22 protein-coding genes, 1 tRNA gene and 1 pseudogene are annotated in these 25,131 nt (G+C 72.4%); 10 read left to right on the top strand and 14 right to left on the bottom strand.

What is annotated here, in order from left to right; translation table 11 throughout:
* The first annotated feature begins 320 nt into the window (after positions 1-320).
* Positions 321-953, top strand: coding sequence for an NADPH-dependent F420 reductase (locus GVV04_RS30740; protein ID WP_161692515.1), 633 nt, complete (start codon positions 321-323; stop codon positions 951-953).
* 93 nt (positions 954-1,046) lie between these two features.
* On the opposite strand, the gene GVV04_RS30735 is transcribed toward GVV04_RS30740, so the two are convergent.
* On the bottom strand, positions 1,047-2,849 hold the full coding sequence (locus GVV04_RS30735; protein WP_161692514.1) for a VanW family protein: 1,803 nt from the start codon (positions 2,847-2,849) through the stop codon (positions 1,047-1,049).
* A 195-nt stretch (positions 2,850-3,044) separates the two neighbouring features.
* On the opposite strand from GVV04_RS30735, the gene nudC reads away from it, so the two are divergent.
* The 3 genes from nudC (at position 3,045) to GVV04_RS30720 (ending at position 6,553) form a co-directional block, all read left to right on the top strand.
* Positions 3,045-3,989, top strand: a complete 945-nt coding sequence (nudC, locus tag GVV04_RS30730) for an NAD(+) diphosphatase (RefSeq protein WP_161692513.1) — start codon at positions 3,045-3,047, stop codon at positions 3,987-3,989.
* Positions 3,990-4,435: 446 nt separating this feature from the next.
* Positions 4,436-4,978 carry a DUF6230 family protein gene (locus GVV04_RS30725; RefSeq protein WP_161692521.1) on the top strand — a complete coding sequence of 181 codons (543 nt, stop codon included), beginning with the start codon at positions 4,436-4,438 and terminating at the stop codon, positions 4,976-4,978.
* Positions 4,979-5,056: 78 nt separating this feature from the next.
* Entirely contained in the window at positions 5,057-6,553 is a 1,497-nt protein-coding gene (locus tag GVV04_RS30720; protein WP_161692512.1) for a DUF6114 domain-containing protein, read from the top strand.
* Positions 6,554-6,700: 147 nt separating this feature from the next.
* On the opposite strand, the gene GVV04_RS30715 is transcribed toward GVV04_RS30720, so the two are convergent.
* Together GVV04_RS30715 and GVV04_RS30710 are read right to left on the bottom strand one after the other, a co-directional pair.
* Positions 6,701-8,371, bottom strand: coding sequence for a DUF885 domain-containing protein (locus tag GVV04_RS30715; protein ID WP_161692511.1), 1,671 nt, complete (start codon positions 8,369-8,371; stop codon positions 6,701-6,703).
* A gap of 52 nt (positions 8,372-8,423) precedes the next feature.
* Positions 8,424-9,023 carry a Uma2 family endonuclease gene (locus GVV04_RS30710; RefSeq protein WP_161692510.1) on the bottom strand — a complete coding sequence of 200 codons (600 nt, stop codon included), beginning with the start codon at positions 9,021-9,023 and terminating at the stop codon, positions 8,424-8,426.
* A gap of 116 nt (positions 9,024-9,139) precedes the next feature.
* Between GVV04_RS30710 and GVV04_RS30705 the strand changes: the two are divergent.
* Positions 9,140-10,226 (top strand): annotated as a pseudogene (locus tag GVV04_RS30705) (DMT family transporter); the annotation flags it as partial.
* Here GVV04_RS30705 and GVV04_RS30700 read toward each other — a convergent pair.
* From GVV04_RS30700 to GVV04_RS30690, 3 genes are all read right to left on the bottom strand, one after another.
* The gene (locus GVV04_RS30700) at positions 10,115-11,179 is read right to left on the bottom strand and encodes a PHP domain-containing protein (protein ID WP_161692508.1); all 1,065 of its coding nucleotides are present in this window, start codon (positions 11,177-11,179) and stop codon (positions 10,115-10,117) included. The pseudogene GVV04_RS30705 and the gene GVV04_RS30700 overlap by 112 nt on opposite strands.
* A 70-nt stretch (positions 11,180-11,249) precedes the next feature.
* Positions 11,250-14,150 (bottom strand): glycosyl hydrolase, encoded by a 2,901-nt coding sequence (locus tag GVV04_RS30695; RefSeq protein ID WP_328822665.1) that lies wholly within the window; start codon positions 14,148-14,150, stop codon positions 11,250-11,252.
* A gap of 209 nt (positions 14,151-14,359) precedes the next feature.
* Positions 14,360-15,130 carry a M23 family metallopeptidase gene (locus GVV04_RS30690; protein WP_161692506.1) on the bottom strand — a complete coding sequence of 257 codons (771 nt, stop codon included), beginning with the start codon at positions 15,128-15,130 and terminating at the stop codon, positions 14,360-14,362.
* Positions 15,131-15,261: 131 nt separating this feature from the next.
* Between GVV04_RS30690 and GVV04_RS30685 the strand changes: the two genes are divergently transcribed.
* From GVV04_RS30685 to GVV04_RS30675, 4 genes are all read left to right on the top strand, one after another.
* Positions 15,262-15,651: a hypothetical protein gene (locus GVV04_RS30685; protein ID WP_161692505.1), complete on the top strand. Its 390-nt coding sequence runs from the start codon at positions 15,262-15,264 to the stop codon at positions 15,649-15,651.
* A gap of 111 nt (positions 15,652-15,762) precedes the next feature.
* On the top strand, positions 15,763-15,930 hold the full coding sequence (locus tag GVV04_RS32495; RefSeq protein ID WP_201754414.1) for a hypothetical protein: 168 nt from the start codon (positions 15,763-15,765) through the stop codon (positions 15,928-15,930).
* A gap of 129 nt (positions 15,931-16,059) precedes the next feature.
* Positions 16,060-16,584 (top strand): tRNA adenosine deaminase-associated protein, encoded by a 525-nt coding sequence (locus GVV04_RS30680; RefSeq protein WP_161692504.1) that lies wholly within the window; start codon positions 16,060-16,062, stop codon positions 16,582-16,584.
* A 211-nt stretch (positions 16,585-16,795) separates the two neighbouring features.
* Positions 16,796-17,257 carry a nucleoside deaminase gene (locus GVV04_RS30675; protein WP_201754422.1) on the top strand — a complete coding sequence of 154 codons (462 nt, stop codon included), beginning with the start codon at positions 16,796-16,798 and terminating at the stop codon, positions 17,255-17,257.
* Between the two features lie 107 nt (positions 17,258-17,364).
* Here the strand turns inward: GVV04_RS30675 and deoD are convergent, their stop codons facing one another.
* A complete protein-coding gene (deoD, locus tag GVV04_RS30670; RefSeq protein ID WP_161692503.1) occupies positions 17,365-18,072 on the bottom strand; it encodes a purine-nucleoside phosphorylase in 708 nt (235 codons plus the stop codon).
* 75 nt (positions 18,073-18,147) lie between these two features.
* Between deoD and GVV04_RS30665 the strand changes: the two genes are divergently transcribed.
* Positions 18,148-18,237, top strand: a tRNA-Ser gene (locus GVV04_RS30665).
* Between the two features lie 124 nt (positions 18,238-18,361).
* On the opposite strand, the gene GVV04_RS30660 is transcribed toward GVV04_RS30665, so the two are convergent.
* The 7 genes from GVV04_RS30660 to GVV04_RS30630 all read right to left on the bottom strand — a co-directional run bounded on the left by GVV04_RS30660 (position 18,362) and on the right by GVV04_RS30630 (position 25,123).
* Entirely contained in the window at positions 18,362-19,153 is a 792-nt protein-coding gene (locus tag GVV04_RS30660) for an ABC transporter permease (RefSeq protein WP_161692502.1), read from the bottom strand.
* Complete coding sequence (locus GVV04_RS30655; protein WP_161692501.1) at positions 19,150-20,106, bottom strand: ATP-binding cassette domain-containing protein; 957 nt, start codon at positions 20,104-20,106, stop codon at positions 19,150-19,152. Before GVV04_RS30655 ends, GVV04_RS30660 begins: the two co-directional genes overlap by 4 nt.
* Positions 20,107-20,131: 25 nt before the next feature.
* Complete coding sequence (locus GVV04_RS30650) at positions 20,132-20,980, bottom strand: DUF4097 family beta strand repeat-containing protein (protein ID WP_161692500.1); 849 nt, start codon at positions 20,978-20,980, stop codon at positions 20,132-20,134.
* Positions 20,981-21,056: 76 nt separating this feature from the next.
* Positions 21,057-21,575 (bottom strand): hypothetical protein, encoded by a 519-nt coding sequence (locus GVV04_RS30645; RefSeq protein WP_161692499.1) that lies wholly within the window; start codon positions 21,573-21,575, stop codon positions 21,057-21,059.
* Between the two features lie 196 nt (positions 21,576-21,771).
* On the bottom strand, positions 21,772-23,871 hold the full coding sequence (locus tag GVV04_RS30640) for an NACHT domain-containing protein (protein ID WP_161692498.1): 2,100 nt from the start codon (positions 23,869-23,871) through the stop codon (positions 21,772-21,774).
* An 80-nt stretch (positions 23,872-23,951) separates the two neighbouring features.
* The gene (locus GVV04_RS30635) at positions 23,952-24,476 is read right to left on the bottom strand and encodes a hypothetical protein (RefSeq protein ID WP_201754421.1); all 525 of its coding nucleotides are present in this window, start codon (positions 24,474-24,476) and stop codon (positions 23,952-23,954) included.
* A gap of 32 nt (positions 24,477-24,508) precedes the next feature.
* A complete protein-coding gene (locus GVV04_RS30630) occupies positions 24,509-25,123 on the bottom strand; it encodes a hypothetical protein (protein ID WP_161692496.1) in 615 nt (204 codons plus the stop codon).
* Positions 25,124-25,131: the final 8 nt, after the last annotated feature.

Genomic DNA, 25,131 nt, shown 5'->3' with positions numbered 1-25,131 from the left:
GAAGCTAAGCCCTCCAGCGCCGATGGTACTGCACTCGGGAGGGTGTGGGAGAGTAGGACACCGCCGGACATCTTTCGGTCAGGGCCACCCCTTCGGGGGTGGCCCTGACGCGTTTCCGTGACCATTTCCGGGAACGCCTCCCGCCGGTGCCACCGGGCTCGGTAGCGTCGTGAGGGACCCGCCGACGCGGCGTTCCCCGCGATCGTGGCCGGAAAACCGTACGTGGCATATGCCTCCAGCACCCTTGGGACGCGCGGGTCGGGGTACCTGCCCACAGTTCGACCGGATCTGACCGCCGACAGGCGGAGGCAGGAGTGGTCATGAAGATCGGAATTATCGGGTCGGGGCACATCGGTGGCACCCTCACCCGTCGGCTGCGCGCCCTGGGTCACGACGTGACGGTGGCCAACTCACGCGGGCCGGCGTCCCTCACCGAGCTTGCCGAGGAGACCGGCGCCACTGCGGGGACCGTGGAGCAGGCCGTCGACCAGGCCGACCTGGTGGTGATCGCGATTCCGCTGCTGGCGCTGCCGGCGCTGCCTCCGGAGCTCTTCGAGGGCAAGGTCGTCGTCGACGCTGACAACTACTACCCGCAGCGGGACGGGGACATCGCCGAGTTGCTGGACCGCAGCCTCAGCTCCAGCCGGTGGACCGCCGAGCACCTCAAGGGCGCCCGGGTGGTGAAGGCGTTCAACAACATCCAGGCCCAGCACCTGCTGGAGAACGGTCGCCCTGCCGGCTCGGCCGACCGGATCGCCCTGCCGGTGGCCGGGGACGAGGTGGACGCCGACGCCAAGCGGATCGTGATGGAGCTGGTCGACGCCCTGGGCTTCGACCCGGTCGACGCCGGCACCCTCGACGAGAGCTGGCGGCAGCAGCCGGACACCCCCGTCTACGGCACGGACCTCGACGCGGCCGGCGTACGCCAAGGGCTGGCCGCCGCGCGGCCCTGAGCGGCCGACGGGGCGGCTTTCCGCGTACCCGATGGAAATGCCCCGCCGGCGTTGCCGGCGGGGCATTCGCGTGCTGGGGCCCAAGACGGGCGTTCAGCCGCCGCAGACGTAGCGGGGCTCGGCCAGGTACCGCCAGGTGAACTTCTCCCGCTTGAGCACCTTGCCGTCCTTCCTGATGATCCGGAAGGCATCCTGGGTGAAGCCGTCGATGCCGTTGCTGGAGATGCACGACGGGCCGGCCTCCAGGTGGATCGTCTTCGGGCTGGTGGTGGCCCGACGGGGGCCGTACTCGGTCTTGACGCTGTCGTAGATCTTCGTGCTCCAGATCGACACGGTCACCGAGCTGGCGGTGTGCGAGGTGTCGATGAGGACGCCGTGCGGGGTGTTGTTGCGGAACTTGAAGTCGAGGTTCGGCCAGAAGATCGTCGACTCGATGACCGCCGGGTACCGGCTGAACCAGTACGAGTGCGGCTTGTGCTCGACGTCCTCCAGCCCGGCGTAGTAGGTCGCGTTGAACAGGGTGGTGGTGAACTGGGAGACGCCGCCGCCCACGCCGGGGACGAGCTTGCCGTCGAGAATCACCGGAGCGTCCTGGTACCCCTGGTCGTAGCCGCGCTCGCCGGTGTGGCCGTTGAGTGAGAACGTCTCGCCGGGCAGCACGACCGTGCCGTCGACCTCCTTCGCGACCTGGACGATGTTCTGGCTGCGGGGCGAGGAGAGGCCGCCGGTGAAGTGGGTGGTGAAGCGGGACACCCGCTCCTTGATGCCGAGCCCGGCGAGCTTCGCCGTGGTGACCTCCGGCTGGGTCTCCTTGAGCTGGCCGGTGACGGTGCGGTCGTCGGTGCGGGGCAGCACGGCGAGCAGGTCGCGGCTGAGTGCGGTGGCGTCGAGCTGCTGGCCGGGCCGGCCGTCGACCGGCGTCGGCTTGCCGCCGGTGATGGTCATCCGGGCGTCGCGGGGTTCCACCTCGATGGCGTCCAGCTTGTCGCCGAGGGCGGAGCGCAGCCGCTTCACGTCGATGCGGGGGGTGAGCTTCCCGCTGTCGTCGGCGGCGAAGCGCAGGGTCCGGGCGAGGGCGGCGGGGGGAATGGTGACCGAGCCCTTGGGCGTGCGGAGCGTCACCGGGGCGGCGACGGCAGGGCGGGCCAGTTCGGCGACGAGCCGGCTGACCTCCTCGTCCGTCGTCGCCGGCTGGGTCTCCACCAGCGGCACGGTCACCGGCTGGCCGGTGAGCCAGCCGTCCCGGACCGCCTGGGCCGAGCGCTGCGGGTCGAGCGCGAGGCCGGGCTTCGGGCGGACCGGCTTCGGGGTCGTGCCAGTGAAGATGATCGCCGGAACGGTCCACTCGTGGATCTGGTCGCCGGCGGCCTTGCGCAGGGCGGCGTCGAGCCGGGCGGCGTCGACGGTCACCACCGGCGCGACGGTGCGGGAGCCGACGAGGCGGCTCACCGGGTGGGCCTGCGTCCTCGCTGCCGCGTCGACGGTGGCCTCGACGTCCATCGTGAGCCCGACGTCGGCGGGCTTGACCTCGACGGTCCGCTCCCCGACGGTCACCCGTAGCGGGGCGGTGAGAGTGCCGGCCCGGCCCAGCTCCGTGTGCAGGGCCCGGACCGCGTCGGTGCGGCTGCGTCCGCCGAGTTCGGTGCCGAGGACGCTGGTGCCGCGCGGGACGTCGCCGGCGTAGGCGTACGCGCCGACGCCGGCCACGGCGCCCAGGACCACCGTGGTGACGCCGGCGGCGAGCAGGATCCGCAGTCGCCGGGACCGGGGGCCCGGCCCGCCGCCGGGGAGGGTCGCCGGGGTGGGCTCCGGCTCGTCGCCCGGCCAGCTCACCGCGGTCACCTTGACGGTCGGCCGGTCATCGGCGGGCGGTCGTGTTTCGCCGTACAGAGTCACAGCAACCTCGATCGGTACGTACCACGTGGGGTGTCGCCCACCCGGAAGACACCTACGGTAACCAACGGCCGGGCCGAGCGGCAGCCTGCGCCCCGGCCCAGTCCGCGCAGCGTGCCGACGCCCGCCGCACCGGGTGTGCGTCGCCGCTCCGGTGTCGGTTCGTTCCGGACCAGGCGGCCGTGGCAGGGTGGGCGGGTGCAGGCGGACGATCGAGGGCTGGCGTACGGGGGCGGATGGCTCGACCGGGCGGCCGCGCTGCGCGGAGATCCGGAGTGGGTCTCGGCTCGACTGGCGGAGCCGGAGAGCGTGCTGCTGCCGCTGTGGCGGGAGCGCTGCCTCGTCTCGGCCGACGGCGCGCCGGTGCGGTTGAGAGGGCCAGCCTCGGCGGAGCTGCGCCGGGTCGCCGACGAGGTGGTCTTCCTCGGGCTGGACGACGGCGTGCCGCGGACCGGCGGGCCCGTGGCGGTGTTCGCGGCCGACCTGTCAAGCCGACCGGAGCCCGAGGCGGTACGTCTCTCCGGTGCCGCCGCGGCACTGGACGTGCGGACGTTGGTGGGGCGGCTGGGGCCGGCCGAGGCGGCCGCCCAGGCGTACGCGCGCGGGCTGCTGCACTGGCACCGCCGACAGGGGCACTGCGGCAGCTGCGGGGCGGCCACGACGCCGCGCGAGGGCGGGCACGTGCGGGTCTGCGGCGGGGCGGACTGCGGGAGGTTGTTCTTCCCCCGGATCGAGCCGGCGGTCATCGTGCTGGTCGAGGCGCCCGGCCCGCCCGCACGCTGCCTGCTGGCCCGGCACGGCGGGGCGCCGGAGGGGGTGTTCTCGACGTTGGCCGGCTTCGTGGAGGTGGGCGAGAGCCTGGAGGACGCGGTGCGACGGGAGATGGCTGAGGAGGCCGGGGTGACCGTCGCCGGCCTGTCGTACCAGGGGTCGCAGGCGTGGCCGTTCCCGGCGGGTCTGATGGTCGGCTTCCGGGCCGTCGCCGCCGCCGAGGAGATCCGCGTGGACGGCGTCGAGCTGCTGGAGGCGCGCTGGTTCACCCGGGGCGAGTTGCGGGAGCGGATGGTCGCCGGCCACCCGTTGGGCCGGGTCGACGCGATCGACCACCAGCTGCTCCACGACTGGCTCGCCGAGGGGGTCTGACAACCCGTCGTCCCGTCCGGCGGTGTCGGCCGTGAGGGCGATCTGTGGATCACCCACGGAGGCTTCTCAGCCTCCCGTTACCGAAAAGTTACCGCCGAGTATCGCGACTACCCCACGTGAGGCATGGCGCACGCCCTGCTGCGCTCTGCCCGATTTGCCCGTCTGAATTTCCCGGCGCGCGTTGACTCATGGTGATCGATGCCGGCCTCTGTGCCACGAGATGGTTACCGGTCAGTAGCACGGGGCTTGTGAGCCAGCTCCCTTCGCGGGAGCATCCAATCCGCAGCCCGCGCCATCCGCCGGGCACGGCGGACCGCGGCACCACCACACCGAAGCGTCCCCTCCCGAGCCGCCACCGCGCTCGGTGAGCTCCGTCAGGAGGATCCGTGAAGGAATCGGAAGAACGCCTGTCGCACGGCGGCACCCGTTGGCGGCGCTTCGCCGCGATGATGGTGCCCGCGACCGCCGTCGCCGTCGCCATCGTCTTCGGCATGGCAAACGGCGCGATCGCGGCGTCGTTCGCCGTCTCCGGCCAGACCTTCAAGGTCGGGGCCTCGAAGCTGGAGGGCGACGGCTTCAAGCAGTACGGCGGGTTCGTCAAGGAGAAGGACGGCACCGCCCACCCGGTGGCCGTCTCCGAGATCGCCAGCGCCGAGCTCTACGACCTCTGCCAGTCGGTGAAGGTGCCTGAGATGCCGATCGTGCTCACCATCAACGCCGGGGGCGGGGGCAAGCCGGCGACCGCCAAAGGCCTGCTGATCGACATGGACTCCCTCAACGGCGACGCCACCTTCGAGAACATCAAGATCGGCCGGGACGCCACCGACCTGAACCCCGGGGCCACCCCCAAGTCCTTCGGGCAGAGCGCCGACCACGTCACGATCATCGGTCTCGAGCAGGTGGCCCGCTCCACCAGTGCCGCGATCTTCACCCTTAACGGGCTGAAGCTGAAGGTCAACATGGGCGAGGACGCCAAGGAGTGCTTCTGAGCCACCCCCGACCGTGGAGGGCGCCCTCCACGGTCCTCGGCCCTGCGCCGTGACCAGTGAGCACCGCCAGGAGGAGTAGTGACGACCGCCAACCCGCAGCACGCCCAGTCGGGCAGGCTCAGTCAGGCGTGGCGCGGCTTCCGCCGCTGGCGATGGAGCCGACCCTTCTGGGGTGGGCTGTTCACCGCGTTGGCCGGGGTGGAGATCTTCGCCACCACCCAGATGAGCCTCAGCGACCTCACCTTTCAGATGGGGCCGACCGGCTTCCTGTCCTGGCTGATCCCGGTCATCCTGGTGGCCTCCGGGATGCTGATGTGGTTCACCCCGCAGCAGCGGATGTTCTACGCGATCGTCGGCGCGGTCACCGCCGTCTTCTCGCTCATCGGGGTCAACCTCGGCGGCTTCTTCGTCGGCCTGCTGTTCGGCATGGTCGGCGGCGCACTCGGCTTCGCCTGGGTGCCGTCCCGCCGGCCAGCCACCGCCACCGCCCCGGCCGAGCCGGAGCCGGCCGCCCGGCCGGACCACGACGGCCCCCGGGTGCTGGGGCCGGACGGCCGGCAGCAGGGCGGCCCACACCGGGACCCGGAGCTGCTCGCGGTGCGGGCCGGTGGCCAGCAGGGCGGCCCACACCAGGACTCGAAGCTGCTCGCGATCACCCTGGTGCTGCTCAGCGTCTCGGCCGTCGGGGCGCTCGCGCTGCGCGACCAGAGCCCCGTACAGGGCGCGCCGGCCACGCTCTGCCCCACCCCGTCACGCACGAGCGCGAGCCCGACCGCCGCGCGGCCGTCGGCGTCCGGCCCGGCCGGCGAGAGCCCCAGCCCCACCCCGAGTCCCAGCCCGGGGAAGACGTCGGACGGCAACCTGACCACCAACATCATCTACGGCATCGGCGACCTGCTCGCCGGCGACGACGCGCTGCCGGCCGCCGGGGCGGGGGCGACGGAGGGCCCTGGGGCGACGGAGGGGGCCACCCCCGCGACGACCGCCACCCCGACCCGCGGGCCGGACCCGTCGGCCAAGCCCACCCCGGACGCCTCGGCCGGCACCGGCAAGCCCGGGCCGGACGGCCCCGGGTGCGCCACCCCGAAGCCCACCGAACCGGGCGAGGTCGAGGCCGGCAAGCCGCTGCCCCGGATCGCCGCCGAGCCCGGCCAGCCCCGGGTCGCGGCGGAGCCGTCGAAGCTCACCGGCTCCAAGGTCACCATGACCGGGCTGAGGTTCGAGGGAATCGTCGAACTGGACACCGGCGCGGGCAAGCTCAGGGCGCTCAAGTTCAGCATGGACAAGGCCGTCACCGACGACTTCCTGCTCCAGGCCGGCGGCCCGGGCGGGAAGACCATGCGGTACGCCGCCGACCGGCTGACCGTCCAGGGCGACGTGGCCTTCTACGCCACCCGGTTCGTCGGGCGACTGCTCGGCATCAAGATCACCCTCGCCCCGGACCTGCCGTTCCCGGACGGCATCCCGGTCACCTCGCCGATTCCGATCACCTTCACCGACCCGGTCATCGACCTGGCGTATGTCGACAGCGACATCCTGACCGCGAAGCCGGAGCTGAAGCTGACCCTGGCCTGACGCGGCCACACCGGTCGGGGACCAGTGGCCACATCGGTCGGGGACCAGTGGCCACATCGGTCGGGGAGCAGCGGCCACACCGGCCGGGGACCGTGCGGCGGCCGGGAGCCAGGGGGTACGCCCCGGCTCCCGGCCGCCGTCGTCGTCTCAGATCCGGGCCAGCGCCCGGCGTAGCGGGTCGAGCCCCAGCGCCCCGAGGTCCAGCGCCTGCCGGTGGAACTCCCTGAGGTCGAAGTCGGCGCCCTTGCGGGCCTTCGCGTCCTCCCGGGCCTGGAGCCAGATCCGCTCGCCCACCTTGTACGAGGGGGCCTGCCCCGGCCAGCCGAGGTAGCGGTTCAGCTCGAAGCGCAGGTTCTCGTCCGGCACCCGGCAGTGCGCCCGCATGAACTCCCAGCCCAGTGCCGGGGTCCACCGCTCGCCGGGGTGGAAGCCGAACGGGTTGTCCTTCGGGATCTCCAGCTCCAGGTGCATGCCGATGTCGACGATCACCCGGGCGGCCCGGAACGCCTGCCCGTCGAGCATGCCGAGCTTGTCACCCGGGTCGTCCAGGTAACCCAGCTCGTCCATCAGCCGCTCCGAGTAGAGCGCCCAGCCCTCGCCGTGCCCGGAGACCCAGCAGAGCAGCCGCTGCCAGCGGTTGAGCAGGCCGGCCCGCACGGCGGTCTGCCCGATCTGGAGATGGTGGCCCGGGACGCCCTCGTGGTAGACCGTGGTCACCTCGCGCCAGGTGGAGAAGTCGGTGATCCCCTGCGGCACCGCCCACCACATCCGCCCGGGGCGGGAGAAGTCCTCGCTCGGGCCGGTGTAGTAGATCGCCCCGTCGCTGGTCGGGGCGAGGCAGCACTCGATGCGGCGGACCTGCTCCGGGATGTCGAAGTGGGTGCCGTGCAGCTCGCTGACCGCCTTGTCGGCAAGGGCCTGCATCCAGTCCCGGAACGCCTCCTTGCCCTGGATCGTGCGGGCGGGGTCGGCGTCCAACGCGGCCACCGCCTCGTCGACGGTCGCGCCCGGACCGACGATCCGGCCGGCCACCGCCCGCATCTCGGACTCCAGCCGGGCCAGCTCGGCGAACCCCCAGGCGTACGTCTCGTCGAGGTCGATCTTCGCGCCGAGGAAGTACTGCGAGGCCAGCTCGTACCGTTCCCGGCCGGCGGCCTGCTTGTCCCGCCCGACCGGGGCCAGTTCGTCGCGGAGGAACTGGCCGAACCCGGCGGTGGCGGCGGTGGCCGCCGCCGCGCCCCGGCGCAGCTCCGCGCCGAGCGTGCCGTCCGCGCCGAGCCGCTCGACCAGGCCGTGGAAGAAGTTGTCGCCGTCCGGATCCGTCCAGACGTCGCACTGCTTCGCGACCTCGACGAGCTGGGTCTTCGAGCTGACCCGCCCGGAGGAGGCCGCCTCACGCAGCGTCGTCTTGTAGCCCTCCAGGGCGCCGGCGAACCGGTTGAGCCGGGCGGCGATGTCGGCCTGCGCGTCGGCACCCCCGGTCGGCATCAGGTCGAACACCATGCGGAGTTCGTGCAGGCCGCTGGCGATGACGTTGACCTCGCTGGTCGTCTCGCCCGCGTCGTGTCGGGCGAGGTCCAGGCCGAGGCGCTCCTGCATGGCCTCCTTGGCCGTCCGCTCCGACTCCGACTCCGGCTCGGTGACGTCGAGGTCGGCGAGGGTGCGGCGGGTCAGCTCGGCCCGGGCCGCGTAGCCCTCCGGCGACAGGTCGTCCAGTTGATCGTCGTATCCGGCGATGCCGACGTAGGTCGCGCCGGTCGGGCTCAGCGGCGCCCAGTCAGCGACGTACCGGTCGGCGAGGTCATCGATTCGTCCCACGGCTGCGACCCTACGCGACCATCCCGCCGCCCTGTCGACCTGTTTGGCGTGTTCAGGGCAGCAGCTCGGCCGGGTCGAAATCGATCGGGAACGGCCCGTCGGCCCGGAGTCGCTCCCCGCTGACGGCCCGCGCGACGGTGTCGTAGCCGCCGAACTTGCCGAGGGTGAACAGCTCGACCGCCGCGTGCCGTAGCCGGCGGGAGATCTCGACCCGCATGAAGTACGGCACCCGACCCTCCGCGCACCGGCGCGGCTTGTCGACGAAGTCCTGCCGGCGGCTGCCCGGCGAGACGAACTCGACGGCCATCGTGCACAGCTGGACCGGGACCCACCGGTCCTCCTCGTCGGTCTTCGGCAGGTCGTGCAGCACCGTGACGTCCGGCTGGATCCAGCGCTGCGGCGCGAAGGTCAGGTTCACCTGGCCGTAGACGTAGAAGCCGGCGGCCCGGGCGGCCGGCTTCAAGAGGTGGGCGAGCTCGATCTCGCCATAACTGTTCGTGCCGACCTCAGCGGGCGTCATGACCAACCTTCCGTCGATGCACTCGTACCGCGCATCGGGCAGCTCCGGCAGCGGGAGGTAACGCTCCGCGAGCTGGGTCGTCCAGATCCCGTCGAGGTCGACGAGCGGGTCGAAACGCATCGGCATCGCCATCGGGGGCACCTCCTCGGCTGGTCAACGCACCACCACTCTAGGTGGTTTCTGTGGCGCGGGACACGGCGGCCGAAAAGCGCGGGACTTCGTCGTACCGCTCCGGCAGAGTGTCAGGGGTGACACCGGACATCACCCCTGACAGGTCGGCGCTGCGCAGCTGGCTGCCGGGCTTCCTCGGGCTCGCCGCGATCTGGGGCTCCAGCTTCCTGTTCATCAAGATCGGCGTCCGGGAGCTGCACCCGCTACACCTCACCCTCTACCGGGTCGCCGCCGGGGCGCTGACCCTGCTCGTGCTGCTCCCGCTGCTGCGGGACCGGTTGCCCCGGGAGCCCCGGGTATGGGCCCACCTCTTCGTGGCCGCGGCCCTCGGCGTTGCCCTGCCGTTCACCCTCTTCGGGTACGGCGAGCAGCGGGTCGAGTCGATGCTCGCCGGGATCTGGAACGCCGCCACGCCGTTGATCGTGCTGCCGATGGCGGTGCTGGTGTTCCGCACCGAGCGGATGACCTCGCGCAGCGCGGTCGGGCTGGGGCTGGGTTTCGCCGGGGTGCTCGTGGTGCTGGGCGTCTGGGAGGGCGTCGGCGGGGCGCACTTCACCGGCCAGCTCATGTGCCTCGGCGCGGCGGCCTGCTACGGCATCGCCATCCCGTACCAGAAGCGGTTCATCGCGGGCAGCTCCCACTCCGGGTTGTCGCTGTCGGCGGCCCAGCTCCTGCTGGCGGCCGCCCAGCTCGCCGTGGTGGGGCCGCTGGTGGCGGGGGCGCCGCCGGTGCCCACCGGCCTCTCGGCCGAGGTGCTTGCCAGCGTGCTCGCGCTGGGCGCGCTCGGCACCGGGCTCGCCTTCGTGATCAACATGCGCAACATCAGGGTCGCCGGGGCGACCACCGCCTCCACGGTGACCTACCTGATTCCGATCTTCGCGGTGTTGATCGGGGCGCTGGCGCTCGACGAGCGGCTGAACTGGCACCAGCCGGTCGGCGCGCTGGTCGTGCTGGCCGGGGTCGCGGTGACGCAGGGCCTGCTCGGCCGGCCCAGGCGTCCGGCGGGGGCTCCCGGCCCGACCGAGCCGGCGCCCGGGCCCGCCGTCGGCTGATCAGCGCCGGGCCCACTCCACCAGGCGGTCCGCCGGCCAGGTGTTGACCACCCGGTCGGCGGGTACGCCGCACAGCGCCGCCCGCTCGCAGCCGAACCGCTGCCAGTCGAGCTGTCCCGGGGCGTGGGCGTCGGTGTTGATCGCGAACCGGCAGCCGGCCTCCAGGGCCCGGCGGATCAGCCGCTTCGGCGGGTCCTGCCGCTCGGGGCGGGAGTTGATCTCGACGGCGACGTCGTGCTCGGCGCAGGCGGCGAACACGGCGTCCGCGTCGAAGTCGCTCTCGGCCCGGGTACGCGGCCGGTGCGCCCGGTCGCCCGGCCCCTTCACCCCGGCCGGGCGGGAGGAGACCATCCGACCGGTGCAGTGGCCGAGGATGTCCAGGTGCGGGTCGGCGATCGCGGCCAGCATCCGCCGGGTCATCCTGCCCCGCTCGTCGCCCAGCCCGCTGTGCACCGAGCCGACCACCACGTCGAGGCGGGCCAGCAGCTCCTCGTCCTGGTCCAGCGAGCCGTCGGCGAGGATGTCCACCTCGATCCCGGTGAGGATGCGGAACCCCTCGGGCAGCGCCGCGTTGACCGCCGCCACGTGGTCGAGCTGCTTGCGTAGCCGGTCCGCGGTCAGCCCACGGGCCACCTTCAGGCGGGGGGAGTGGTCGGTCAGCACGACGTACTCGTGGCCCAGCTCGACCGCCGCGAGCGCCATCTCCTCGATCGGCGAGCCGCCGTCGGACCAGTCGGAGTGGGTGTGGCAGTCGCCGCGCAGCGCCGTACGCAGCGCGGTGGCCGCGGCGTCCAGGTCGGTGCCCTCCGTGGCGACCAGCCGGCGCAGGTAGACCGGCTCCTCGCCGGCCAGCGACTCGGCGACGCAGCGCGCGGTGACGTCGCCGACCCCGGCCAGGTCCGTGAGCGTCCCGGCACGGGCCCGCTCGGCGGCCTCCTCCACCGGCAGCGCGGCCAGGACCCTCGCCGCCGACCGGAACGCCCGGACCCGGTACGTCGCCTCGTTGGCCCGTTCCAGTAGGAAGGCGATCCGGCGGAGGTCGGCGACGGGGTCCCGGGCGGTCATGCCCTGCAACCTACGCGCCCGCGCCGCCGGTCGGGGGCGACCGGCGGTGCGGGGATGGTGATGCGTCGGATCAGGAGTACGGCAGTCTCACGACCGACTGGTTGCCGAGGCCGAGGGTGGTGGGGTTGTTGCCGATCGCCGACCAGACCTCCACCCTGACCGTGCCGCCCGTCAGGGCACCGAGCGTCCCGCTGCTGGAGGCCAGCCCGGCGGCCTGGGTGTAGTGCTCGTACCCGGCGACCGGGTCGGTGGCGAAGTAGCGGTACGTCTCCACCCGCTCCCAGCTCCCGTTGCCGGTCAGGTCGTAGGAGACCCGCACCTGCACCCCGTTGCCGACTGCGGCGCCGGCGTCGAGGAACAGGTCGAACGACGTCTGCCCGCCGGCGTACCCGAGGTTGAGGCCGGTCGCGGTGAACACCTGGGCGTTGGTCGGGGTGCCGTCGTGGTTGCCGTTGGCCGCCCCCACCGTCGTGGTGCCCGCGCTGCTGGCTGCCCCGAGGCCGCCGCCGGTGAGCAGGTACCGCGTCGGCGAGCCGGACGGCGGCGGGGTGGTGGTGGGGGTCGGGCTCGGCGACGGGCTGGTGGGAGTGGGGCTCGGCGACGGGCCCGGGCCGCCGGTCGCATTGCCACCGCTCCACGTGTACGCCCCGGTGGTGGCCGTCTTCCCGGCCGCCACGGCGAGCGTCGTCCCGTCGGAGAACCGGACGGTGATCGGCGCGGCGGTGATGTTCGACGCCACGTACGTCCGCGCCCCGTTGCGGGTGAAGACGGCGCTCAGCGGGTGGTTCGCGCTGACCGTGGTGTCGACGGTACCGAGCGCGGCGAGGTTGCGGATCCAGTGGAAGGTGTGCGCCCGGCTCTCGCCCTCCTCCGGCGTGTAGCCGGGGTTCGCCCGCAGGCTCGACAGCGCCGCGTTGCCGTCGCCGAGCGCCTGGAACTGCCAGAGGATGTCCTGCCACACGGTCGGCTGCCCACCGTTGTTGCGGACCAGTTCCGCCCAGTTGGTGCGCACGTACGCCGGGTCGTAGCCGAGGTAGAGGTGCCCGCCGGTGACCGGCAGCAGGTTGATGCCCTGGATCATCTCCGGCTCGGCGCTGAACCAGGTCGAGTACGCCCCGCCGTCGCCCCACACCATGCCGACCGTGGAGTGCCCGAAGGCGGCCGGGAAGTTCTCGTTGGCGTGGTCGAACCAGTACTCCTGGATCGCCGCCGACTGGGTGGTGTAGAGGAAGATGCCGGCGTCGCGGACGGCGGTGTTACCGGTGGCCTGGCCCCACTGGATCAGGGCGTTGGCGAAGTTCATCCCCTCCGACGAGGACTCCTGGTTGTTGCCGGCGCCGAACGAGCCGTGCCCGGAGGCCCAGTCGTGGCCGGCGTAGATGTCGAAGTCCCGCAGGTACGGGAACCGGGTGTCGTTGCGGTCGTAGTTGTCGGCGTCCCGGATGAGCAGGTCCACCATGCCGCCGTAGCGGCCGCCGGTGGCCCACTGTGGGTCGAACTTGGCCAGGGTCGCCGCCGCGGCGATGAAGTAGCCGTAGTGGAAGTGGTGGTCGTTGAGCTCCTGGTCGGACCCGTACGACGCCGGGTAGCCGATCAGGGTGCCCCAGTTCTGGTCGTAGTAGAAGACCTTCGCGGCCTTGCCGGACGAGGCGGTGAACCAGTCGGTGAGGGTGGCCCGGATGGCGTTCAGCGCGCTGTCCCGGGTGGCGGTGTCGCCGACCAGGTCGGCCACCTCGGCGATCCGGGCGGCCCGGCCGAGGCCCTTGCCGGTCCAGTACGTGTCCCCGCCGCGCTGGTCCATCGGGTTGCCCCGCACTGCGGCGAGCTGGTCGCGCAGCGTGGTCAGGTCGGCGCCGGAGCCGTCGCCGACGGCGGGCAGCTCGGGCAGCACCCCCTGGAAGGTCATCGCGGTGCGGAACTGGCTGACGCCGGTGAGCACCTTCATCCGGCCCCGCGCCGACGGGTAGCTCTGGGCGATCGGGGTGGACCCGGTCAGCGCCTTCCACTGGTGCGGGTAGAGGCTCACCACGGTCTGGGTGGCGGTGCCCTCCCGGGCCGTGGTGGTGAACGCGTACGTGGTGGTCACCCGGCTGCTCGCCTGGTCGTAGGCGTACGAGACCCGGGTGCCGGTGACGTGGGCGTGCGCGTACCGGCCGTAGGAGGCGGCCAGGTCGGCGCGCTCCTGCGCGGTGCTGCTCGCGGTGGTGGGCAGCAGGGCGAGGGAGAAGTAGCCCTTGCCGGCCAGCGTGGACGAGATCCGGCCGCCGCTGACCGTCCAGCTCGCGCCGGTCGGGGCGTACCCGACGTAGTCGTGGCCGGCGACGGTGAAGCCGATGGTGGCGCCGCTGTTCGACCAGACGGTCGGGGTGCTGTTGGCGCTGACCACCGCGTCGCCGCCGGTGGTCTGGAAGTACGCGAACGGCAGCCCGTGGCCGATGGTGGCGCGCATGGTCCGGGCCCCGTCGCTCCAGTAGGGGGTGACGGTCCAATCGGTCCAGTTGGCGACCTTCACGGTCGGCGCGGCCAGCCCGGCCACCCCGACGCGGACGTCCTGCACGTACGGGTAGTGGAACTCGCCGACGCCGGTGGCGGTGCCGCTGATCGCCGGGGTGGAGTTGGCGGAGAAGCCCAGCCCGTCGGTGAACGTGTCGTAGGAGAGCGGGTGGGCGTGCAGCGGCTCGCTGTAGGCGCAGTCGGTGCGCTTGAACAGCAGCGACGACCACCAGTCGTTGGTGGGGACGGCACCGGCGGGGGCGTCGGCGGTGACGTACTGCCGGGGGTTGGTGGAGAGCTGTCCGCATCCGGAGGGCAGCGGGCCGACGGGGGTGGTGGTGTAGCTGCCCGCGCCGACCGGGGCGGCCTCGGCGGGGGCGGTGTTGGCGGCGACGGCGAGGCCGCCGGTGACGAGGGCGAGGACGGTGGTCGAGACGAGGGCCCAGAGGCGGTGGCGGTGTGGTGCGGGAGGTGTCACGGGTGCCTCCATCGCGCGGGGGCGCCGGACCGGCCGGCGGCGGCGTTTGGGGTCAATCGGGAGGTTCGTTACCTGTGAGAGCGCTCTCTCACGACGCGACGTTAACCGCTTGCCAAGACATGCGTCAATGTGTCCGACCGGTTAAGCCGTGATGTCGCGATTGGCCGAGGGGGTGAGCCCGTTCCCGGCGGGTGGCCTGTCCGGGCCGGTCAGCCGGCTGCGCCGCCGGCCGTCGGGGCCTTCGGGCAGCCGTGCTTCCGCCGCCACGCGCCCACCTCGGCGGCCGGCTCCCGGTTGCCGTCCCGCCGCCACGAGTCGAGGTAGCGCGCCGGCCAGACCACCCCGCGCCGGATCCACCAGTCGCCCCGGCCCGTGCAGGCGGGCGAGATGCCGAAGTGCACGTGACAGACGTTGTTCGCGTTGCCCGTCCGGCCCACCCTGCCGACCTGCTGCCCGGCCCGCACCCGGGTCCCCGCGTCGATCCCGGCGGTGATCGCGCTGAGGTGTGAGCCGTAGTAGCGCACCCCGTCGTCGCCCAGCAGCGACACCGACAGGCCCCCGTTGTACGGCCCCAGCGGTCCTCGCCGGTCGAACCGGTCCACCCGGCTCACCTCGAGGACCGTCCCGTCGGTCACCGCCACCACCGGCTCGCCGCAGTCGGCGAAGATGTCCGTCCCCGGGTACGCGGAGTGGGTCGGGTGGTAGTCGACGTTGCCGGCGCGTACCGGGAACACGTGCCGCAGGCCGGCCCGGGTCGGCGAGGCCGACGGCCGGGCGGCCGTCGGCGCTGGCGTCGGCGTCGGCGCGGCCGTCGGCACGGCCGGCTGGTCGGCGGTGGCCGGGGCGGTCCCGACCCACCCGCCGCCGCTCGGCGCGGCGGACGGCGGCGCCGAGCAGCCGGCGGCCAGCACCGGCGCGAGCAGCAGCAGGACCGGGTACGCCGCACGCGCGCGGCTCCGGCGCGAGAAGCACGAGGACATTCGATCATCCTGACAGAACGGTTACGGTTGTGTCGGTACGGTCCCAGGCGCCGCCGGCACCCGTCCCGCGCGCTGGCCGGACCGGCCGGCCGACCGCCCGGTGCGGGAGCGCCGGCTCGGAAGGAGTGACGGTGACGACGTGGCAGCCCACCCTCCCGACCCACCCGGAACCGGGGCGTCCCGGTTCGCGTACCCCCTCGGGGCTTTTCCCCTCCGGGCCGTCGACCCGGCCGACCTGGCGCGAACCGCACCCCGTCACCGGCGCGGGCGTCGCCTCCGGCGGCGCGCTCGCCGCAGCCTGGCTGGTGCTGTTCGGCCTGCTCGGCCACGACGTCCCCGGATACGCCTGGTGGACCGTCCTCGCGGGTGGGCTGGCCTGGCTGGCCGCCCTGGGGCTCGTCCGGCTCGGCGACCGGGGGGTGGCCACCGGGGTCGCCATCGTCACCGCCGGCGGCTGGAGCGTCGCCGCGGCCGTGGTCGCCGTGCGCTGGGCGACCGTCGGCGACTGGCCCCTGTGGTGAGGCTGCGGCGGGCGGCGACGCGAGGCCGGTGACGGAGCCCTCGCCGCGCCCCCGGTGGCACACGAAAGTCCCGTCTTGACGTACCCGCTCAGACGGCGCACCCTCGGCGGTATGGCCTGTACCACCTCCCGCCTCGACCCCGAGCGGAGCCGCCGCCGCCTACGGATCCTCGCCGAGCTGGCGGGAGCCCGAGCGGTACGCATGCAGGACCGGCCGCAGCGCGCCCGCACCGAGCAGTTGCGGCAGCTGATCGCCACCCGGCGTCGCGTCGCCGGCTGAGCCGGCACACCACACTTTCCACGGGATTGACCGGCCCTTCGGGGCGTTGCCCGGTCGCCTGCCGACCCGACCGGTTAACGTGCACGCGTAACGAGTCGGCGAGTTGCGCCGAGGCTATTTGGGGGGACCGTGTCGTACTTCGCTGCCGCCGTGGTGCGCGACGAGGGCGGCTGGACGGCCGCCGAGGTGAACCTGCGTGGCGCCATCGACGTCGACGAGGTCGCCGACCGGCTGCGCGACGTCGAGCCGGACGCCGATCTGTCGCTGCTCTTCGTCGAGGCCGACGATGCCTACCTCGTCGTCCTGCGCCTCGACGAGGCCGAGAACCTGCGGGTCTTCGGCTCCGACTCCGCGTACGCGGAGGAGTCCCGGCTCGGCGCCCTGCTGGTCGGGGACCTCAAGGGGTCGGTCACCGGCTTCGACGACACCGAGGAGCCCCGGCCGAGCGCGACCGGCGACGACGACGAACAGCCGGCGGTCGACCCGGAGGCCGACCCGGTCGGCGACGCGGACCTCCTGGCCGACCTGGGCATCTCCGCGCAGCGGCTGCTGGCCCTCTGCGCGCACGAGGGGATGTTGCCGGCCGACGTCACCGCCGAGGTGTGTCAGATCCTCGGGTGTGCGGACGAGGTCGAGGAGCTACGTGGCGTCTGACCCGCCGCCCTCCACCGGCGGGGCCGGGCTGGCCGGCGGCGGGTCGGCGGCGGCGGGTGCCGCCGAGCCGGCCGACGCGACCGACCCGGCGCTGGGGCCCGTGCGACCGGGTCAGCCGACCCCGGGCGCGGTCGGGCGGGTCGGCCCGGGCGCGGCCGAAGGGCTGGCTGAGCTGGACGGGCTCGGCCGCAGACAGCGGCACGAGCTGTGGATGCGCCGGGCGCTCCAGGTCGCCGTGACCGGCCCGGGACCCGTCATCGGCCCTGAATCATCCGAGGCCGGCCCGGTGGCGGACGACGTGCCGGTGGGCGCCGTGATCTACGGCCCGGACGGGACAGAGTTGGCCGCCGGGCGCAACGAGCGGGAGCTGACCGGGGACCCGACCGCGCACGCGGAGGTGCTGGCGCTGCGCCGGGCCGCCGAGCGCCTGGGCCGCTGGCGGCTCGACGACTGCACCCTGGTGGTGACCCTCGAACCGTGCACGATGTGCGCGGGGGCGATCGTGCTGGCCCGGATCTCGACCGTGATCTTCGGGGCGTGGGAGCCCAAGACCGGGGCGGCCGGCTCGCTCTGGGACGTGCTGCGCGACCGCCGGCTCAACCACCGCCCCGAGGTGTACGGGGGAGTGCTGGAGGCCGAGAACTCCGCCGTCCTGCGAGCCTTCTTCCGCTGAAGCGGGGGTCGTGGGCAGGATCGCGCCCGGTCCCGGATGTGGTGGCCCCCAAGGCAATTGGAGGCCACTGTCTCCTGGATCGAGCGCGATCCTGGGGAACGGAGTGATCAGGCGATGATGGTGTCCAGGCCGATCTCGACCATCTGGGAGAAGGTCTGCTCGCGCTCCTCCGAGGTGGTCTTCTCGCCGGTCTTGATGTGGTCGCTGACCGTGAGGATGGTCAGCGCCCGGGCCTTGAACCGGGCGGCGATCGTGTAGAGCGCCGCGGACTCCATCTCCACGGCCAGCACGCCGTAGTCGGCGAGCCTGTCGGACAGGTCAGGGCGGTCGGTGTAGAAGGCGTCCGCCGCGAGGACCGGGCCCACCCGCATGGCGACGCCGCGCCGCTCGGCCACCTCGACCGACGTACGCAACAGCCCGAAATCGGCGACCGGGGCGTAGTCGATCAACCCGTCGAAGCGCATCCGGTTCATGTTCGAGTCGGTGGACGAGCCGATCGCCGCCACCACGTCCCGCAGCCGGAGGTCCTCGGAGAGTGCCCCGCAGGAGCCGACCCGGATCAGGGACTTCACGCCGTAGTCGTTGACCAGTTCATGGGCGTAGATGGAGGCCGACGGCATGCCCATGCCGGAGCCCTGGACGGAGACCTCCACGCCGTTCCAGCGGCCGGTGAAGCCCAGCATGCCCCGAACCGTCGAGTAGCACCTGGCGCCCTCGAGGTAGGTCTCCGCGATCCACTTGGCCCGCAGCGGGTCACCCGGCATCAGGACCCGTTCGGCGATCTCTCCCGGCTTCGCGCCGATGTGCGTACTCATGGCAAAGATCCTGCCAGGCCGGCCCGGGCGATACCGGTTGGGCGTCCAGACCCGGAGTCCTGTACCCTTCTCGGCGGTGGCGTGTCCGAGTGGCCTAAGGAGCACGCCTCGAAAGCGTGTGAGGGTTAACGCCCTCCGAGGGTTCAAATCCCTCCGCCACCGCCATGTAGCAGGGCAAACACCCGGCGGCTCCACTCGGAGCCGCCGGGTGTTTCGCTGCCCGCTTTGGGACTTCGTGTCGGCCGTCTCCTGGCGGTCGGCTTGCGCTCGGGGCAGTAGCCGCCGAGCTCTACCGGGTGGACTCGCGGTTGAACAGCTTCTTCGACCAGAGGTAGCCGCCGAGGGTGATGACGACGCACCAGCCGATGGCGACGACGGCACTGTTCCCGATCGGAGTGCCCATCAGGAGACCGCGGATGGTTTCGATGAGCGGGGTGAATGGCTGGTATTCGGCGAACCAGCGCAGCGCGGTGGGCATCGAGTCGGTCGGGACGAACCCGCTGCCGAGGAACGGAAGCAGGATCAGCGGCATGCCGACGTTGCTCGACGACTCGACGGTCTTGCTGGCCAGACCGAATGCGACCGACAGCCAGATGAAGGCGAAGGCCATCATCGCCAGGACGCCGGTGAGGGCGAGCCAGTCGCCGAGACCCGCCGACGGACGGAAGCCGATGAGCAGTGCGACGCCGATGACCGCCGCGATGCTGAGCATCGTCTGGATGAGGCTGCCGACGACGTGCCCCGTCAGGACGGAGATGCGGGCGATGGCCATGGTGCGGAACCGGTCGACGATGCCCTCGGTCATGTCCATGGCGACCGAGATGGTGGTGCCCTGAACCGCGGCGGTGATCGTCATCAGGATGATCGCGGGGGTGACGTAGTTGACGTATTCCGCCCGTCCGCCGGAGGGGCCGCCGAGCCCGGCGCCGAGTGTGCCGCCGAGGACGTAGACGAACAGCAGCAGGAAGACGATCGGCATGCCGATGAGCATCACCGTCATGGACGGATAGCGCACCATTCGCTTGAGGTTGCGGCGCAGCATCGTCGCCGAGTCGGTCAGTGCGTACGACATCGTGCTCATCGCGTGGACACCTTCTCGTTCTTGGGGTTGCCGGTGAGGGCGAGGAAGACGTCGTCGAGGTCGGGGGTGTGCATGCTCAGCGAGTCGACCTCGACCGCGTTCTCGTCGAGCCGGTCGAGCAGGGCCTTCAGCGCGCGGAGGCTGCCGTCGTGTGGCACCCGCAGGGCGAGCGCGTCGCTGTCGCGGGACGCCTGACCCACGGCGCGCGCGGCGGACTCGAGGTCGCCGACGCCGGCGAACCGCAGCAGGATGTGGCCGCCGGGGATGCGGCGCTTGAGTTCGTCCGGGGTGCCTTCGGCGACGATCTTGCCGTGGTCCAGTACCGCGATCCGGTCGGCGAGTTCGTCGGCCTCCTCCAGGTACTGCGTGGTGAGGAAGATGGTGACGCCGCCCGCGACCAGTTCCCGCACGATCTGCCACATGCCACGGCGGCTGCGCGGGTCCAGCCCGGTGGTCGGCTCGTCGAGGAAGATCACCTGGGGTGTGCCGACCAGGGTCATCGCGAGGTCGAGCCGCCTACGCATGCCGCCGGAATAGGTCGCGGCCGGCTTCTTGGCCGCGTCGGCCAGGTCGAACTGGTCGAGCAGTTCGGCGGCCCTGCGCCTGCCCGCCGCCCGGCCCAGGTGGTGCAGATCGGCCATCATGGTCAGGTTCTCCTGGCCGGTCAGCAGGTTGTCGACCGCGGAGAACTGGCCGGTGACGCCGATCGCGGCGCGGACCGCGTCGGGCTCGGCGGCCAGGTCGTGGCCCGCGATCCGCGCGCTGCCCCCGTCTGCGCGGATCAGCGTGGACAGGATCTTGACCGTGGTGGTCTTGCCCGCTCCGTTCGCGCCGAGCAGCGAGAAAACGGTGCCCCGTGGGACGTTCAGGTCGATTCCGTCGAGCACGACGTGGTCGCCGAACGACCTGCGCAGTCCGGTCGCCGTGATCGCCGACTGGGATGGGGTGGTCATGGGAGGTCCCCTTCGAGAGGTCTGGTCAGGAACGGCGGACGGTGATGTCGCCGAAGGAGGTGCTCGCGCGGACTTCGACGGTCTCCTCGGACTTCTCCGGCCCTTGGCCGATGTCGTCCAGCGCGTTGTCGACTCGCCCGTGCCCGGTCTTCAGGTCGAGCCACGCGGCGGTGCCCGCAGCGACACCGACCTCCAGGTCGCCGGTCGCGGTGTGCAGCGTGACCGAGCCGCGCGTGACCTCGCCGATGCGAATGGTTCCGTTGGAGGTCTTGGCTTCGACTGCGGCGCCGGCCCGGTCGACGGAGATGTCGCCGTTGGCCGCACGGACACGCAGTTCGCCGGTGACGGTGCCGATGTCGGTGTTGCCGTTGGAGTTCTTGATGACCGCGGCCCCGCCGACCTCGCCGATGTGAACCCGTCCGGTGCCGGTGGCGACCTCGGCGTCACCGACGACCGTGTCGACCGTGATGTGGCCACCGGAGGTGTCCAGGCGAAGCTGGCCGGTCCGGTCGAGTCGGAAGTGCCCGACGGACGACTTGAACCGGCACTCACCCAGCACGCCGGTGCTGTGGAAGTCCCCGACCGACACGTCACCGTGCACCGTCGAGCCGGTGGGGAGTTCGACGAGCACAGCGACCGACCTGGTCTTCTTGGAGAAGTCGAACGGACGGGCCTTCGGCCCGCGCACGGTCAGCGTGCCGTTGGCGTACGCGACGCGGGTCTGCTGCGCGGCCTCCACGTCGGAGCTGTCGGATTCGTCGCTCGGCCGTACCTCGACGACGGTGTCGGTGCGGTCGCTCGCGATGAGCCGCACGTCGCCGACGGAGATGTCGATCGTGACGGAGATCGATTCCGGGGTGGCGAAAACAGGCATGGCTGTCCCCTCAAGCTGAGTCGGAAGAACATCCCCGCTGGTAGGGGACGTGAAAGGAAGGTGGGGCCGGGCTCGGCTAACGCGCCCAGCCGGTGTAGCGCTGCGCACTGGGCTTGCCGCGCCGGTCGGAGCCGTGGTCGCGTTCCGACGCTCGCAGCGCGGTCGAGGCGGCACGCACCAGCCACGCGTTGACCGACCGGCCCTCCTTGCCGGCCGCATCCTCGACCGCGGCCTTGAGTTGTTCCGGGAGGCGGACGTTGATGCGCGTCGTGGCGCCGTCCTCGAAGCCCATCGCGGCATCGTCGGCCGGCACCGGACCCCGGTCGGCGGCGTCCTTCCGTGGCTGCTCCACCTGGTGGGGTGTCACGACGAATTCGGGGTCACGGCCACGCAGGCGAACCTGGACCGAGCCGGGAGCCAGCTCCCTGGTGATCTCGTCGGCGGCGGCCGACAGCGCTTCGAGCAGGGCGAGCCGGATCGCCGACTCCATCGACACGGTCAACCGCTCGATCAACGCGGTGTCGTCGTGACCACCGGTCTCCACGGCCGTCAGCAGCTCACGACCCAGAGAGGCCACGTACGGGGTCAGGTTCATGGCACCACTATGGCACACAGTGGTGCCATGGGCAACAAGTTTGGCTCAGAGTGGCACCAGGTTGGTGCCAGGCTTGCGCTCGGCAACGTCCGGCGGGCCGAGTTCCACCTCCGCCACCGCTCGTGAAATGCGAGAACGCCCGGACGATCCGGGAGGATCAGCCGGGCGTTCTCGCTCGCTTTTCGTGTCGATCGTTTCAGCCGTCCTTGAGGGTGATGCTGTCGACGGGTGGCGGCGGGAGCGGCCTCAGCTGTCCCGCCGGCACCTGGTCCGCGAAGAACTCCAGCAACTCCCGGTGGACGAAGATGTACCCGTCTCCGACGTCACGCAGGAAGAGGCACTGCACCGCGTAGTCGAGGAACGGCCGTAGCGGTCGGGGCAGGGCGTCCTCCCGGGCGAGCCGCCGACGGACCAGCCACTGCTCCAGGATCGGCCCGACCGCGACGGACGCCAACAGGTACAGCGTCGCCGCCGTCCCGACGAGCAGGCCGTACCGGAAGCCGTCGGCGTCGGTCCGCGGCCAGGCGACGAGCAACCCGGCCGGGGTGCCGGCGATCACGCCGAGGGCCGGTGTGGCGCGGAGGGCAAAGCGGAGGCGCTGGCGTAGCGCGGGGCTCGGGACCTCGCGGCGTGGGGCGCCCCCGGGCGGGCCCACGACGTAGAGGTGGAACGCCACGGTGTTGCCGACGCTCATGGCGAGCAGCGCGGCGAGCGCGAAACCGCCCCAGTACGCCAGGCCGGTGAGCAGGCCCGCCCAGCCGCCGGAGAGGCCGAAGACCGCCCCGACCGCGAGCGTGCCGGCGACGACCGATCCGCCGACGGCCGACTTGAACAGGACCTCTGCGAACTCCGTAGCCGTGTCGGTCAGCCAGTTGACCCGGATCGAACGCCGGCCCTCGGGCCGTCGCCCCCAACGCGCGATCAGGGTGAGGTCGTCGTACTCGCCGAACGCGAGGCCGAGCGCCGTCAGGACGGCGGCCACCGGGCCGGCGGCGAGGCCGGGCCGGCCTGCCAGCGCCGCCCCGCAGAGAGCGACCACCAGCCCGACGGCGATGCTGATCGCGGTCCGGCTGTACAGGTCGGCGTCCCTGCGCGGCCAGGTCGGTGACCAGTCCGGGGCCACCAGGTCCAGGACGAAGATGGACTGCTGGCGCGCCCGCATCCGGTCACCGAGCAGCGAGAGGTACCGGGTGGCCTGCTCGGGAAGGTAGCCGGGGTGCGGCCGGTGCCGCAGCATGGTCTCGGTGTACCGGGCGAAGAGCCGGTGCCGGCGGCTTCCGGTGCCGGTCTCCGGGCCGGGGCCGTCCGCATAGGCCAGCGCCATGATGCTGAGCAGCAGCGGCGACCCGGTGAACTCCCACAGCTCCTCGTCTGCGGCGAGGGCGGCTCGCAGGCCGGCGAGGGCGGGCCCCGACCGGTCCAGGTGTCGCTCGATCTGTGGCCGGGTCAGCGGCTCGATCGTCACGGTGCCGTAGACGGGCAGGCTGGTCCGGAGCCGTTGGTACTCCGCCGCACGGCAGCAGAGGGCGATCGGGGTGAGGGGCTGCTGGGCGTGGAACGCGGCGATCGCCGCCACGCACTCGTCGCGGCGCGCCTCGACCACCTCGTCGAGGCCATCGAGCAGGGGCAGGATCTCGCCGCCCGCGACCCAGGCCGCAGCCTGGGCCGACGGTATCCCGTACCGCTCGGTGAGCTGTTCGGTGAGCCACTGGGCGAGGGGCTGGCGGCGCGTCGCCCACGACGAGAGGTTCAGGACCACCGGGACCGGCGCGTCCCGGTCCGTCTCGGCCCCGTCGAGCAACTCCCGCGCGAGTTCGAGCAGCGTGGTCGTCTTGCCGGCGCCGGGTGCCCCGAGGATCACCATGGCCCGGTCGAGCCGCTCGAAGATCGCGGCGACCGACGTCCGGTCGTCGAGGACGCCGGTGAAGCCGTCCCGGTGGCTGGCCCGCAGCGTCCACGGATACCGGCGGTCGTCGGCGGACGCCGTGATGCCCAGTTGGAGCCGCGCCTCCATGTGCAGCGAGCGGTCCAGCACGCTCGTGATCCAGTAGCGGCGCACCCGATCGAGCAGCACCCGGCGGGCCCGCGCCGCGCTCGCGCCGCCGACCGGGCCGGGCTCGCGGGCCCGGCGGACCTCGACCACCGTCAGCGCCGTGGCCACGAAGGCGAGCAACGGCCAGGCGACCCACAGGTACGGGGACCAGCGGTCGGGCAGCACCCCCGTGGCGACGTTGGTGACGACCCCCAGCAGGGTCACGCAGACCACCGTGAGGACGACCGTGGTTACCCGACGCATGCGTAGTCTTTACCGTCCGCCGCCGTGGCGCACAACCCGTGATCGGGTACGCCCTCCCGCCGGGTGGGCGGTCGCCCGGGTCAGCAGGGGCCGTGGCCCTCGGTGAAGAGGCGGCGGGCCCAGTTGGCGTATCCCGCGATGATCTTTCGGACCGTGTGGCCGTCGTGCAGGAAGAGGTACGCGCGGTCGCCGCGGCGGGCCAGCAGGCCGTCGAACCGGTACGTCCCGTGTGGAGCGACGAGCCGGCTGACCCGCGCGTAGCGGGCCCCGACCTGGTCGACCGGGGTGCCGACGGTGACGCCCTCCGGGGTGCGGACCGGGTCGTCGAGCCAGAGCAGCACCAGCCGGTCGTCGACGAAGATCGGGCTGGTCTCCTCGTGGCCGGCGAGCGTCGGCCCGCACGCGTCGACCTCGGCGCGGAGTATGCCGCGCCGGGTCAGGTCCGCCCCGGTGTCGCCGAACTCGACGTTGCGCAGCCCGCGTAGGTCGACGACCTCTGCGGGGCGGGCCGGTCGGCCGGCGCCGGGCGGCGGGTCGGGCGGACGAAGGTCGCCGACGGGCCCCGGTGGACGTACGCCACTGCCCATGATCGAGGCAGCCGCCAGTAGTGTCGCAATGAAAACGAATTGTCGCAATCTCATGGAATCCCCCAGTCCCCAACGGGGCCGGGGCGCTCAGGTTGCTGCCGATCGGCGGATTCCCTGATTTCCCATTCCTCGGCCAGCTCGTCCCAGTAGTCGGCGGTCAGCCCGCGCCGCCCATGGGTCAGCCAGCCGTCGGTGTTCCGCTCCAGGTGCAGCCCCAGCTCGGCGAACGGGTCGATCCACCGGCCCGGCTCCGCGCCGAGGCGGATCAGCGCCGCGTTCAGCGGCCACCGCTCGCGCGGGGAGTCCAGCACGTCGTCGAAGCGCGGCCCCCAGCTCACCGCGCCGGCCAGCCAGACCACCGACGCCTGGCGGCCGACGCCGCCGGAGAACTCGGCCTCCAGGTACGCCACCGGCCCGAGCCGCGACCACCCGGCGAACAGTGCGGCCAGGGCCGGCGAGAGCACCAGCTCGAACGGCTGGTCGGGACCGGGCCCGCCCACGACGAAGTCCGGCAGTACCCCGGTCAGCTCCTCGACGAGCTGCGGGGTGACCGGCAGCAGCGCGAAGTCCTGGCGCAGCGCGGCGAGCACGGCGTGGTCCAGGTCGGCGGTCTGCTCGCGGAGCAACTCGACGTCGGCGACGACGGCACTGAGCTGGTAACTCATCGGACGGA

The organism is Micromonospora rubida (genome assembly GCF_009908295.1).
Classification (GTDB): domain Bacteria; phylum Actinomycetota; class Actinomycetes; order Mycobacteriales; family Micromonosporaceae; genus Micromonospora; species Micromonospora rubida.
The sequence above is the reverse complement of the archived record's forward strand: the minus strand, read 5'-3'. Positions and strand labels throughout refer to the sequence as shown.